Raw genomic sequence first — 13,479 nt, 5'->3', positions numbered from 1 at the left:
TCGTCTGAGGTTGTTCGGATGCGGTGCTAAGTGGGTGCGATTTCTCTATAATCGTGCCCACTTTTGTTTATTCGTATCTGAAATAGAGATTCCTTATGACGGTTCGTACCCGCGTTGCACCATCTCCTACTGGCGATCCTCATGTTGGCACTGCCTACATAGCGCTATTCAATCTTGCATTTGCTCGTCAGCATGGTGGTGAATTCATTCTACGTATCGAAGATACCGATCAAGTTCGTAGCACTCCAGAGTCTGAGCAAGCAATTCTGGATAGTCTGCGTTGGCTGGGAATTGAGTGGTCTGAAGGCCCGGATGTTGGTGGTCAGTACGGTCCTTATCGTCAAAGCGAACGCAAAGACATTTATGTTGAGCATGTGGAGCAATTGTTGGCTTCTGGTTATGCATTCCGTTGTTACCGTACCGCTGAAGAATTGGATGCCATTCGTTCACAGTTGCAGCAGGATGGTACTAACTCGGCTCTGAAAGCATCGCATTTAGAATTGCCAGCAGAGGAAGTGGCTCGCCGTGAAGCCGCAGGTGCCCCTTATGTAATCCGTATGCGTGTACCAGAAGAGGGCGTGTGTGTTATCAATGACATGTTGCGCGGCAGTATTGAAGTGGAATGGTCACAGGTTGATGCTCAGATTCTAATGAAGTCTGATGGTATGCCAACCTATCATCTAGCCAACGTCGTTGATGATCACTTGATGGCGATTACGCATGTGATTCGGGGCGAGGAATGGATCAGTTCCGCGCCTAAGCATAAATTGCTGTACGAATATTTTGGCTGGGAAATGCCGACTATCTGTCATATGCCTCTGTTGCGTAATCCAGATAAAAGTAAGCTGAGTAAACGTAAGAATCCGACCTCAATTATGTTCTACGAGCGTATGGGCTTTATGCCGGAAGCGGTACTGAATTACCTTGGCCGCATGGGTTGGTCTATGCCTGACGAACGTGAAAAATTCAGCCGTGACGAGATGTTTAGTCATTTCGATATTCAACGCGTGTCGTTGGGTGGCCCCGTATTTGATATGGAGAAATTACGCTGGGTAAATAGCCTATGGCTACGCGAGTTGGATGCAGAAACCTTTGCACAACGCTTTGCTGCGTGGGGATTACGTCCTGAACGTTTGATCCCAATCATTCCGCATATTCAGCCGCGTGTAGAAGTCTTCTCTGATGTGGTACCACTAGCCGGGCATTTCTTAGCAGGGCTAACGCCGTTGACGGCTGCTCAATTTGAGCATAAAGCCTATGATGAAGAGCGTCTGCTAAATGTACTGCAATTTGGTTTGTGGCAGTTAGAAAGCATTCGCCATTGGGAGCCTGCAGAGATCGAAGCCGCTTTGTTTGGCTTGGCTAAGCAAATGGATATTAAGATTCGTGATTTCTTATTCCCATTCTTTATCGCCATTGCGGGAACTTCCGCGACGATTTCAGTGTTGGATAGCATGGTTATTTTAGGCCCAGACATGAGTCGTGCGCGTGTCCGTCATGCTCTGGGTGTTATCGGCGAAGTCGGTAAGAAAAAGCTAAAGAAGATGGAAAAGGATTACCAAGGTTACCTTGCGGCAATGGCGGCTGAGCCTGTTGCTGCGCAAGAGTAATTTCTTGTCGGTAGTTACGACGCATATTAGGGCAAATGCTCGTTTGGTTTTTGGTCAAGCGGGCTACAGATAACCAATGTCTCGTAAGTCCTTGTTTTAGAGAAATATTTCTCTAAGTTCTTGTTGACAGTGTTAGGGGGCGTAAGTAAGATACGCCCACGTTTTGAGACGGGGCCTTAGCTCAGCTGGGAGAGCGCAACACTGGCAGTGTTGAGGTCAGCGGTTCGATCCCGCTAGGCTCCACCAAAAACGTATCTGTTCGTCCTTGTGTCCCCATCGTCTAGAGGCCTAGGACACCGCCCTTTCACGGCGGTAACAGGGGTTCGAATCCCCTTGGGGATACCAACGAAATTATCGCTATAAATCCTTCCGATTTTTCTGCTTTACCCTATAAATTTATTATTTTTATCCGCGACAACAACTCACACTTTTGACGGTTAATCGGTACAATATCGCCTTTTCAATTTAATGGAATCGGTATCATGGTGCACATCCCGAACGCGATTAAAGAAAAAGCACGGGCTGTTCGTATGGTGGTGTTCGATGTAGATGGCGTATTGACTGACGGAACGTTAACGTATTCGGCTTCTGGTGAAGAGGTCAAACACTTCAATGTCAAAGACGGCGTTGGCATTAAACTGCTGAATCAATACGACATTATCACTGCCATTATTTCCGCTAAAAGTTCTGCGCCGTTACAAAAGCGGGTAGAGGATCTCGGCATTACGCATTTTTTTCCAGGCACTAAAGATAAGTGGGCTGTTCTGTCTCAATTGATGGATGAGCTGCTGATCGATTCTGGTGAGGTCTGCTACGTCGGTGATGATGTTATTGATTTAAAAGTCATGCGTCGTGTTGGATTAAGCATTGCTCCTAAAGATGCATTTTGGATGGTACGTGAGCATTCGGATTTAATTACCGATGCTGAGGGCGGAAAGGGCGTCGCGCGCGAAGTTGCCGATATTATATTAGCCAGTCGCATGCCCCTAGAAGAAGCCTATATTAAGGCCATGTTGCCAGAATTTGAGGAATTAAAATCGTGAAAATATTAGTTACTGGTGCCGCTGGTTTTATTGGTGCATTTACCAGTCAGCGTTTTATCGAACAAGGTCATGAAGTTGTTGGTATCGACAATCTAAACGATTACTACGACGTTAATTTAAAATATGGCCGCTTGGCGTGGTTGAATGCCTTGCCTCAGTTTGAATTTAAGCAAGTTGAATTGGGCGATACTCAAGCGGTTAATGCTGTATTTGCAGAGCATCAATTTGATCGTGTTGTACATTTAGCCGCTCAGGCGGGTGTGCGTTACTCAATTACTAATCCGCACGCATATGTAGAAAGTAACTTAGTGGGTTTTGTTAATATTCTAGAAGCGTGTCGCCATAATAATATCGAGCATCTGGTTTACGCATCCTCTAGTTCCGTTTATGGATTAAATACCGATATTCCATACAGTACATCAGACCGCGTGGATCATCCGGTATCTTTGTACGCGGCAACAAAAAAATCCAATGAGTTAATGGCTCATACGTATTCGCACTTGTATGGTCTACCGACAACCGGCTTGCGGTTCTTTACGGTATACGGACCTTGGGGGCGTCCTGATATGGCGTACTTTAGTTTTACTAAGGCTATTTTAGAAGGTAAAACCATCGACGTTTATAACCACGGAAAAATGCAACGCGACTTCACCTATATCGACGATATTGTTGAAGGTGTTACACGTATTGCAAATAAAATTCCTACTGGCGTTGAAGGCTGGTCACCAGAGTCTGGAGATACCAGTCGCAGCTCTGCGCCCTATAAAATTTACAACATTGGTAATCATAATACTGTTGAACTTGGTACCTTTATTGAGACTATTGAGAAGGTGCTGGGGAAAACTGCCGATAAGCGTTACCTCGATATGCAGCCAGGTGATGTGTTGGCGACGTATGCCAATGTTGATGATTTAATTGCCGATGTGGATTTTGCGCCTAACACGTCACTAGAAGTGGGGTTAGAAAAATTTGTTCGTTGGTATCACGAATTTTATAAGGTTTAACATTCATGTCGGATTATAAAATTGTTATTCCAGCTCGTTATGCATCAAGCCGACTGCCGGGTAAGCCATTAATTGATTTGGCTGGTAAGCCAATGATTCAGCATGTATATGAACGTGCGTTGGCAGCGGGTGTTTCAGAGGTAGTGATTGCAACGGATGATGAGCGCATTAAATTGGCCGCAGAAGCATTTGGTGCCGAGGTAGTGATGACCTCACTGGATCATGAAAATGGTACTGAACGCATTGCCGAAGTTGCACTCATCAAAGGCTGGGCTGACGATGTGGTCATCGTTAATCTACAAGGGGATGAGCCGCTAATTCCACGTGAATTAATCGAACTAACAGCGAAGGGTTTATTAGATAATCCGGAAGCGGGTATGAGTTCTGTGTGTACTCCTATTCACGATGTGGAAGAAGCATTTGATCCCAATGCCGTGAAAGTGGTTCTGGATCAGCGCCAATTTGCTATGACCTTTAGTCGTGCTCCGATTCCTTGGGATCGCGACTTATACAAACAATCACGCGATACATTGACGAGTCGTATGCCGGTGTTGCGTCATATTGGTATGTACGGTTATCGAGTGTCGTTTCTTAAGGCTTATCAGACTATGGAGCCTTGTGCATTAGAGCTAACGGAGTCGTTAGAGCAGTTACGGGCACTCTGGTATGGCACTAAAATCCATATGTCGGTTATTGAACAGGCACCGGGGCACGGTATTGATACCCCCGCAGATGTGGAGCGTGTAACTAAATTGCTACTGGCGTTGTAATTTAATTATTCATGCTTGCTATCAAAGCCACTGTAAAAGTGGCTTTTTTTTTGAATGTTATTCTACACTGAAGGTCTGATTTTAGATTTTATTATTATCAAGGAGTTCTCGATGGCGTTATCTTTAACAGAAAAGCTTGGTGCTGCTGGCTTGCTGCCTTTTGTCGCAACGACTGCTTCACTGTATTTGGGGGTCGATTACGCTGAGCCGCTATTTCGCTTGTATTCTTTTGCTATTTTGGCCTTTATGTCCGGTAGTTGCTGGGGTATGGCGCAAGGAATTACCGATGAATACGGTGCGAAAGATAATACGACGCTCGTGGCCGCTATTGGTGTTTTTTTATTAGGATTATGCGCGTATTTTGTACCGCTAGTTTTTGCGACTGGCTTGTTTTCATTGGGCTTTATTATTTTGTTGTGGCTAGAAATGCGTGCAATTATTCGCCGTGTTTATTCGTATCGTTATAAACGCCTACGCTGGTCATTAACCTTAGTTGTTGTTATTTGTGAAGCGATTGTGTTTAGCATTTCAAGTGGTATTTTACCAAGCGCCTAAATCATTAGGCGCCGACCTTCTTTTAGTGGTGTTGCTTGTTGCAAAAGCGTTTTTGCTCTTTCGACATAGTGTCGAGTCCGTGCGGTATCCGACATTGAGGCAAAGCCTTTATTTTCATCCATTAGGGTAAGCCAACCCCAAGATTCTAGTAATACTTGGCTGTGTTTTATGGTGCTATTTACTTTAATATTTATGCGGCTGCTTAATCGTTGTTGTAATTTAATGAGCGGATGAGACGACTGTGAACCGTGTTCGGCTCGCAAAATGATCTCAACCTGTCGTTGGCGGGACGCTCTTAGGTACCGATTTATGGCATTGAGGAGTGTGGTATCCGACCATAAAGGATGGGTGAGATCTTCGATCAGTAAAAAAACTCGAACAGGGCCGCCTTGTAGTGCAATTTGTAGCCAGCTAGAAATTGAGAGTAAATCATTCAGTTGGTATCGTTCTGAATCGATTTTGGGTGTGAGTGTTGTCGTTTGGTGTGGTGATCCAATTGCCTTGTGCATCGGCAAATGTGGAATACCGGCATCTAGAAAAAACTCCGGATTTGCGGTGAACCCATTGCGATGGTAAAAGCCAAATGCATGAGTCTGTACGTTTGCTTTGATCTGCTTTACGGGTAGATGGCTGCGAGCGTGTTGTTCTATCGCTCTCAGAAGGCGACTTCCCCAGTGTTGTTGACGGTGTTCGCGTAATACGGCCATGCGGCCAAAGTGTCCGTTGTTTAGCAGTCGCGCACAGGCCACCGGACGTTTGCCATCATAGACGATGAAGTGGGTGGCTTTTAGATCGTCGTCATCCCACTCCAGCTCTTCAGGTACACCTTGCTCCTCAATAAAGACGCGGCGACGTATGTCACGCAAGGCATCGCGGTGCTTACTCCAGTCAGTCGTTACAATCTCCATCAAAAACTCCTTGAGTATCACTTTCTACGTAGATCATTTGCTGAGCCCAAAGCTGTAGCAGCAAACTTTTTCCTTGATCGTCGAGTGCGAGATGTTGCAATTGATCTATCGAATACTGCCGATAATCCCCCAGAGTGGCAACCAGTTGGGTGCATGACTTTGGTAGAACAGTGCATTCGCCATGATTGAAGAATAGGCACTGGTTGTCGTCTGTAAAGTAGGCGAATCGTGCGTGTTCGTGGCGTAGCAGTGATTCGCCTTCAACGGTGTCGAGCCATTCGTCCCAGGTGATTTCGTTTTCCGCTTCTGGAAGAAGCTCGCTGTACTTGGGTTCCGTCATTAGCTGTCCAAGAATTTTGGCAAGAACTTCTGGTTTTTGCAGTTCAGAGGTGAGTAGATTTGCCAAGCGCTCAGTTGCTTGCTGGTCGATCCTAGATGCAGATACAGCGGGTTGAATTCCTGCATCGCAGTAACGTTGGTTTTCGGTCAGGGTTGGCAACACAACATCAAGACTTGTTTCCAGCAACTGGCTAACCGATGGTGCTCGAAAACCGATGGAGTAAGTCATGCACTCGCCTTGGGCAATGCCGTAATGCGCGAGTTGCGGTGGTAGATACAGCATATCTCCGGGGTTTAGTACCCAGCGTTCGGTTTCTTCAAACTCGCTAAGAATACGCAGGCGGGTATTGCCAATAATTGGTGAGTTACTGTCACAGTGCTGACCGATTCTCCATTCTCGTTGTCCTTCGGCTTGCAATAGAAATACGTCGTATTGATCGTAATGCGGGCCAACGCTACCGCCATCGACTGCATAGCTAATCATTAGGTCGTCAATGCGCCAGCTCGGGATAAAGCGAAAATGCTCTAGTAGCTCTGCGGCTTCCGGCACCCAGTGATCAATGGCTTGGATCAGTAAGGTCCAATGACTTTTTGGGAGTGAGCGATAATCTGTCTCTGAGAATGGACCTTTGCGAATTTCCCACGGACCATCTTGCCCTTGTTCTAGTATTAAGCGCGACTCAATATCGTCCTCAAGACTTAATCCAGCGAGTTCCTGCGCACTTAATAGTGGCTCAAAGTTAGGCCAAGCATTGCGAATTAACACGGGTTTCTGCTGCCAGTAGTCACGCAGAAACTCGTCGATGCTTAGGTTGCCAAGAAGATGCATAGTCATCACTCAATAGAATGGAATCGATGGTAAAACGGTCAGTTAAAAAAAAGCCTCCAAAGTGGAGGCTTTCATCATCAGTTATTTTAACAACTGGTTAAACGGCCTTCGCCTGCGCAGCGGCATTACCTACATAACTTGCTGGGGTCATGGCATTCAGCTCGTCTTTTGCCGATTGCGGTAACTCTAGAGTTTCAATGAACTCGATCATAGCGTCACGCGTAATCGCTTTGCCACGAGTGAAGGCTTTTAGTTTTTCGTATGGCTGTTCGATACCATAACGACGCATAACCGTTTGAACGGGCTCAGCCAATACTTCCCAAGCTTTATCCAGATCTTCTGCCAAACGCGCAGCGTTGACTTCTAACTTGCTGATACCTTTAAGGCTGGCTTGGAACGCTAATAGGCTATAACCAATGCCAACCCCCATATTACGCAGAACTGTTGAGTCGGTAAGGTCACGCTGCCAGCGAGATACAGGCAGTTTGGTCGCCATGTGAGCGAATACAGCATTGGCTAGGCCAAGGTTGCCTTCCGAGTTTTCGAAATCAATTGGGTTAACTTTATGCGGCATTGTTGAAGAACCAACTTCGCCAGCAATCGTACGTTGTTTAAAGTAACCAAATGAGATGTAGCTCCAAATGTCGCGGTCAAAATCAAGCAGGATAGTGTTGAAGCGTGCCATCGCATCAAATAGTTCAGCGATGTAATCGTGCGGTTCAATTTGCGTGGTGTATGGGTTAAAGGTTAAGCCCAATGAGGATACAAATACCTGCGCGTTATCAGCCCAATCAATGCTTGGGTAGGCTGAAAGGTGAGCATTGTAGTTACCGACAGCACCATTGATTTTGCCAAGGATTTCGACATTCTCGACCTGACGAATTTGACGTTCTAAACGAGCAACGACGTTCGCCATCTCTTTACCAAGGGTCGTTGGCGACGCAGTTTGGCCGTGTGTACGTGATAGCATTGGCAATTCGGCGTTGTCGTGAGCCAGCTTACGAATGGCGTTAGCGACTTCTTTCATCATAGGAACAACAACGTCATCGCGGCCGGCTTTTAGCATCAAGCCATGAGACAGATTGTTGATATCTTCTGAAGTACAAGCAAAATGCACGAATTCAGTAACAGCTTGAAGTTCGTCGTTGCCTTCGAATTTTTCTTTAATGAAATACTCAACCGCCTTTACGTCATGGTTGGTGGTTGCTTCAATCTTTTTAATGCGTAGAGCGTCGTCTTCGCTGAACTCACTCACGATAGCGTTCAGTTGCGCATTGGTTGCTGCTGAAAATGCAGGGACTTCAGCAATGCCTTGATGATCGGCCAAGCGTTGCAACCAGCGAATCTCAACTTCAACACGGGCACGAATAAGGCCGAATTCAGAGAAAATAGCGCGCAGCGGTATTGTTTTGCTGCCATAACGGCCATCTAGTGGAGATATTGCGGTTAATGCAGACAGTTCCATGGATACTCTCGACGGGATCAAATGGTGAATTAGGAAGGCGCAGGATTTTACCGGATTTTTTCTCTTTTCTCAGCCCCGAATCGTAAATTTCCTCATTGAAATTCTGTCAAATTCAAGTGATCGCATGTTATTGACAATAATTTGCCTAGGCAAACAAGGCACTTTTGTTACAATCGCCGGTCAAAATTTTGGATTGTCCGCCATATTCCTATTGTCGCGGGTGATTCTGTATAGGAAGCACACAGGTAACATTCTATGCTAGATAGTTTGTTGGGTTACTCCGATAGCCCGTATTGGTTGGTCCTTGTCATTATTGTATCGACGTTCGCCTTGGAAGATTTGGCGATTATTGGTGCTGCGTTGTTGGCGGCAAGTGGCCGCGTGGCACCTGAACTTGCTTTTGTCTCAGTCTGTGCCGGTATGTTTATTGGCGACACCGCTTTGTATCTTTTGGGGCGCCTGGCTCATTCATGGCCTTGGTTATCGCGTCACCTGCAGAGCCCTATGATTCAACGCCAAATTCAACCTTTGCAACAAACCCCTTGGCATCAGCTGGCATTAATTCGTTGCATGCCAGGATTGAGAACTTTTGGTTATATTGCGTGCGGTATTGCTCGGGTTCCTTTACTGCCGTTCTCATTTGCTAATGCCTTGTCGATTGTTGCTTGGGCTGCGGCGCTGTTTTTTGTAGCTTTTTTCCTTGGTCAACAATTTGCAGATTCGATGCATGAATGGCTAATGTGGCTTGTGCCTGTCGCTTTGGTCGCTTTCTTTTGGGGGCAGTGGCGATTACGACAAAATATGGAAGGTGCGGTGTAATACCGTTCCGTACCTTCATAAAAATCATGTATAAAAAAAGCATTCCTAGGAATGCTTTTTTTATACATGCAATACCGCACTAGGCGCTGTTACAGTGCTACCATTGCGCCTTTATTAACACCTTCGAATGCTCTTACGCAGACTTCGACGGAAGGGTGGTCACGCTTTATTTCTTGGGCTAGATGGGCGGCTATCAGCTCAACGGTCGTATCCGTATCCATCAGGTAGCAACAATCTTTAGGAAGGCTTAGGGTGAATTCACCCTGTTGTGCATGATAGTGGAAGTGCAGGTGCTCTTCTGTCTGATTCGACAGATCTTCAACCGTTCCGAGATAAATGTCTTCCCAAGTGTTGGCCCAGTGCTGTTCTAAGCTGGGATTACGTTCACCATCAATAAATATTTCAATACGGGAACGATGACCATGCGCTATTCGCTGACAATTGCCATCATGCTTCTTAAGACCATGACTGTAGTGGTAGTTGGCACCGTGAATGTTTTCGTTTTCAAACGTGAGTGATAACTGCTCAATACTTCCAGGAAAAGAAGAAGATAGCTGAGTGATCGACCATTCGGCGACGGTTAGGTCATTGATTACCTCTGCGTCAACCAAGGCAACGGCTTGCTGCGGAGCTGTCATGGTTAAGTGCTGACCATGACCGAAGTGCCAAGTTAAGGTTATCTTGTCGTCATGCAAGCAGTGCTGCAAAGCAGGGGAGCGAACCGGTATCAAAAGACGATGGTCTAGCTCTAAGTCGAGCCAGTTTCGTAAGGTTTTTTTTACGATACCAAAATCGCAAACCATTCCTTGTTCATCGAGTGCGCCCTCTAAAACAGCCGAAGCCCACCAAGTTTCTCCGACGAGACCTCGGTGTGGATCGAGATAGCTAAAATCGACGTTGGTCAATTGGTCTACGAATAAATGCATACAGCCCCCTTCAGGTGTGGCGGCATTTTATCGGATTATTGGTCGCGGGGAACCTTTTGCTTGCAAATCATTACTTAGTCTTTTGTTGTTCGGGCTAGTGGTCGGCTTAAAGCCTGCTATGATAGCGGCATTTGTTGGCCGTCAGACCCCCGTTGGCAGGCCGTCGTTAAGGAAATGTGTGTGTTGAAATTACGAGTATTAGGCAGTGCGTTGTTGATTCCCGCTTTATTAGCAGGGTGCAGTGATAATGGCAGTTCTAGAAGTAGCAGTTTTATTAATGTCTATGTTCAGGCCGGGCAGGAAGACTTTTCTGATGCTTTGATTCGTTATGTTGCGGTCACTGAAGCTGGGGCGTTGGCGGAAAATAGCGATAAGCAGTTGGTATCGACTACTTACACCTCCAACAACGAAGCGGAAGCGACCGTCGCTATCTTGGCTGAAGAGTTATCCTACTTCGATATTATTGGCCGTGTTGCTGATGCCGATGCGGACGTTGCTGCCACGTCTCGTAAGTGCCAAGTGGCCAGCGGTTGTACTTACGGTGATGTTAGCGTTGCTTTTGGTGAAACGTACAATCCGGTAACAACCCCAGAATGGCGAGCCGTTGCTTATTCGTTGGCGAATAAAGAGCGTGTTCGTGTTACTCCGTTGACTGATTTGGCGGCGCAATTGGCGTTTGCGAAAGTGTATAGTGAGGCTAGTTCTGACACCCAAGATGGAGGTTGGTTAGATACCGGCTATTACTCAGCCTATTCTGTTGAGCAATCGGTATCTCAAGTCTCCCGTTTGTTTGGAATTACCAATATCCAGACCGCTGAGCCGGCTGATTTAACTCAACTTAATGATTGGCGCAAAGCCAACTCCGTTGATGCAATCAATAGTATTCGCTACGGGGCACTATTGGCTGCTTGGCAATCTTTAGAATTAAGTTACACGCCAACGTCCGATTTACCTACTTATGCAAGCGCGGTGGGCGCCGATTTAGTCGCTAACGATGGACAATTGTTTGAGATGGGTGGAAGCCAAACACTGAGTCTTGATGATTTGTATACCTTAGCCAAAGATAACTTAGCTGCAATCAGTGTCAGTAATGCCACCGTACAGGGTTTTGTTGATTCAGTGATCAGTGGTTTTGAGGCTGATCAGGCTGGGTTTACAGCGGACACCTTAACGGTGGTGACACCAGATACGCTCGCTAATCTTTTTGGTACTAACTATAGCGATTTCACTATTGGTTTACAGCGCACTAAGGCCTTTGTCGATATCCTGCGAGATTATCAAGAGACTTTTTTTGAGAGCGGTTATAAGGCCCAAATTGATAGCTATACCGATCAGCTAAAAGCAATTGGCGAAGCTCACGCCGATGATCTCGACGCCATTGTGCTGGCTTTCCGTCAAACACAAGAACTCTATGTTGATTGTTATTTGAATGGTGCTTGCCCTGCGCTTGATTCAGGTTGGACTTGGTTGACCGATGCTAACTATGACGCAGCAACGGCAACGTTAACGCTGAATGGTGGGGCGATTACGGTGAACTACATGGTCGCTGACGTGAATCTCACGGATGCTGACACAACGCCAACCAGCTCAAAAGCTATTGATATATTGATCCGAGGTACCTATAACGAAGGTGATTTACGTTTCATTGTTGATAATACCTATGCCAATGACGATCCAAACGATGACATATCGTCCAGCTCTGGCGTGCGTATTTACTATACGGAAGCCGTTTCGGCACCCGCTGATAGCGCCTCGAACCCTATCTTAGGGTATGAGATTCGTTGGTCTGATTTTAGTCTTTATGATGTTGCAACAATTTCGTCAGACGCAGAGAACGAAGTAACGGGTTCGTTCCGTTTGTTCTATCGCGGTGTCGCTGATCCTGAAACCTCCGGGTCTATGCACTACAACATCGATACTGTTGTTCTAAACGGCAGAATTTCGGATGTTGTGGGTGATGACGGTGATAATGATCAAAATATCACTACCGTTTTCATCTCGGCTAGTAGTGCTAATGCAGATTCCTATTATGGTGAATCCGAGTTTGCGTCATTCAATGGTTTCTTTAATCCAACGGCTTCGACTACTTATGTGAAAGGGCAAGTCGAAACGGCTGTAGCCTCTTATAAGTTAGGCAATGAAACCTTGAATGGAAACGATATTGAGTATCTCGATTACTATGTGCCGTCGGCAGAATCTTATCGCTATCGTTTTTATCCAACCGTTTACCGCGCTGATACGAGCGATATTGATAAAGATGGCGACATCGAAGAATTGATCCCTACTCATTATCTTGAGCAATGTTTGCTAGAAAATACGGGTTCGGCATGGAGCGTCGTCAGTTGCGAGCCTCGTCAGCGTCTTAATGCTGAACGTGATGTGCAGCAAGCCATTAATGACCTTTGGGAAATTGGTGTGTTTGCTCGTCTGGATGTTCCAGGGCGCGGTGCATACTTCATTGAGTGGCCCGTAAATGCTCCGGATGAAAATGGTTGTTTGACCTTAGCGGATTTGTCGACCGATGAAGTTTCGTTTGACGGTGAGCTTTATGATCCTGAAGTACTTGGATTGACGACAGCGCGGTTTACTAGTGAGGTGGTTCTTGAATACGACGGACGCACGTCCACCTCTGAACCAAGAACCGTGCTGGATGTCTTGGTAAGCGCTCCAACTGCAGATTCAATTGATGTAACGGCAGCGTTATCTCATGATTATTCATCATTAACTCTAAATGATGTGTATCTTGGTGCCGGGTCGCAATTGGATCGTCTTTTGGTTAATTATAATACCCAGTCCGCATTCGGAGAGGACGGAAGCGTTGCCATATATAAAGACGGTGTGTCACTCACGTTAGATGATGGCACCACGAGTAGCGTTGACAGTGAGCTAACAGCTTATGCCAACCTAGATTACCAATTAGGTTCTGAGCCTTATCGCTATGTTCTCGACCAAGAAGGTAATTATGACCGCTGCGTGACGTCTAATGTTGCCGAGTATGGAGAGACCCGTAATTTAGATGATGCTGTTTTTTATCTCAACTTTCGCGATGTCGTTTATGGACGTATCGCCAAAGAGAGTGGCGTGTGGATTATTCGCTACATTGATGGCTCGTGGGAAAGTTTGTTGTAACGCGTTTACTAAAACCTAAACAGCCTTAAATAAAAAGGGCCGCTATCAGCAGATAGTGGCCCTTTTTGTTTTGCCGAATATC

Annotated in this window: 11 protein-coding genes and 2 tRNA genes; 9 read left to right on the top strand and 4 right to left on the bottom strand. The window is 46.1% G+C overall.

Annotated elements, in window-relative coordinates:
• Positions 1–95 precede the first annotated feature (95 nt).
• From gltX to TOL_RS09170, 7 genes are all read left to right on the top strand, one after another.
• Positions 96–1,610, top strand: a complete 1,515-nt coding sequence (gene gltX / locus TOL_RS09200; RefSeq protein ID WP_015487046.1) for a glutamate--tRNA ligase — start codon at positions 96–98, stop codon at positions 1,608–1,610.
• 170 nt (positions 1,611–1,780) lie between these two features.
• Positions 1,781–1,856: transfer RNA gene (locus TOL_RS09195), tRNA-Ala, on the top strand.
• A gap of 23 nt (positions 1,857–1,879) precedes the next feature.
• Positions 1,880–1,955 (top strand) — tRNA-Glu (locus TOL_RS09190).
• A gap of 137 nt (positions 1,956–2,092) precedes the next feature.
• On the top strand, positions 2,093–2,653 hold the full coding sequence (locus TOL_RS09185; RefSeq protein ID WP_015487045.1) for a KdsC family phosphatase: 561 nt from the start codon (positions 2,093–2,095) through the stop codon (positions 2,651–2,653).
• Entirely contained in the window at positions 2,650–3,657 is a 1,008-nt protein-coding gene (locus tag TOL_RS09180) for an NAD-dependent epimerase (protein ID WP_015487044.1), read from the top strand. Before TOL_RS09185 ends, TOL_RS09180 begins: the two co-directional genes overlap by 4 nt.
• Positions 3,658–3,662: 5 nt before the next feature.
• Positions 3,663–4,427 (top strand): 3-deoxy-manno-octulosonate cytidylyltransferase, encoded by a 765-nt coding sequence (gene kdsB / locus TOL_RS09175; RefSeq protein ID WP_015487043.1) that lies wholly within the window; start codon positions 3,663–3,665, stop codon positions 4,425–4,427.
• 111 nt (positions 4,428–4,538) lie between these two features.
• The gene (locus TOL_RS09170) at positions 4,539–4,982 is read left to right on the top strand and encodes a DUF3429 domain-containing protein (RefSeq protein ID WP_015487042.1); all 444 of its coding nucleotides are present in this window, start codon (positions 4,539–4,541) and stop codon (positions 4,980–4,982) included.
• Here the strand turns inward: TOL_RS09170 and TOL_RS18335 are convergent.
• From TOL_RS18335 to purB, 3 genes are all read right to left on the bottom strand, one after another.
• Positions 4,979–5,890, bottom strand: coding sequence for a GNAT family N-acetyltransferase (locus TOL_RS18335; RefSeq protein ID WP_015487041.1), 912 nt, complete (start codon positions 5,888–5,890; stop codon positions 4,979–4,981). The two genes, TOL_RS09170 and TOL_RS18335, sit on opposite strands and share 4 nt — an antisense overlap.
• Positions 5,871–7,058: a cupin domain-containing protein gene (locus TOL_RS09160; protein WP_015487040.1), complete on the bottom strand. Its 1,188-nt coding sequence runs from the start codon at positions 7,056–7,058 to the stop codon at positions 5,871–5,873. Before TOL_RS09160 ends, TOL_RS18335 begins: the two co-directional genes overlap by 20 nt.
• A gap of 97 nt (positions 7,059–7,155) precedes the next feature.
• Positions 7,156–8,523: an adenylosuccinate lyase gene (purB, locus tag TOL_RS09155; RefSeq protein WP_015487039.1), complete on the bottom strand. Its 1,368-nt coding sequence runs from the start codon at positions 8,521–8,523 to the stop codon at positions 7,156–7,158.
• Between the two features lie 255 nt (positions 8,524–8,778).
• On the opposite strand from purB, the gene TOL_RS09150 reads away from it, so the two are divergent.
• Positions 8,779–9,342 (top strand): DedA family protein, encoded by a 564-nt coding sequence (locus TOL_RS09150; RefSeq protein ID WP_015487038.1) that lies wholly within the window; start codon positions 8,779–8,781, stop codon positions 9,340–9,342.
• Positions 9,343–9,431: 89 nt separating this feature from the next.
• Here the strand turns inward: TOL_RS09150 and TOL_RS09145 are convergent, their stop codons facing one another.
• Complete coding sequence (locus TOL_RS09145; RefSeq protein ID WP_015487037.1) at positions 9,432–10,268, bottom strand: 6-carboxytetrahydropterin synthase; 837 nt, start codon at positions 10,266–10,268, stop codon at positions 9,432–9,434.
• A 180-nt stretch (positions 10,269–10,448) separates the two neighbouring features.
• On the opposite strand from TOL_RS09145, the gene TOL_RS09140 reads away from it, so the two are divergent.
• Positions 10,449–13,397, top strand: a complete 2,949-nt coding sequence (locus TOL_RS09140; protein WP_015487035.1) for a hypothetical protein — start codon at positions 10,449–10,451, stop codon at positions 13,395–13,397.
• Positions 13,398–13,479: the final 82 nt, after the last annotated feature.

It is taken from the genome of Thalassolituus oleivorans MIL-1, from assembly GCF_000355675.1.
GTDB lineage: Bacteria > Pseudomonadota > Gammaproteobacteria > Pseudomonadales > Oceanobacteraceae > Thalassolituus > Thalassolituus oleivorans.
The sequence above is the reverse complement of the archived record's forward strand: the minus strand, read 5'-3'. Positions and strand labels throughout refer to the sequence as shown.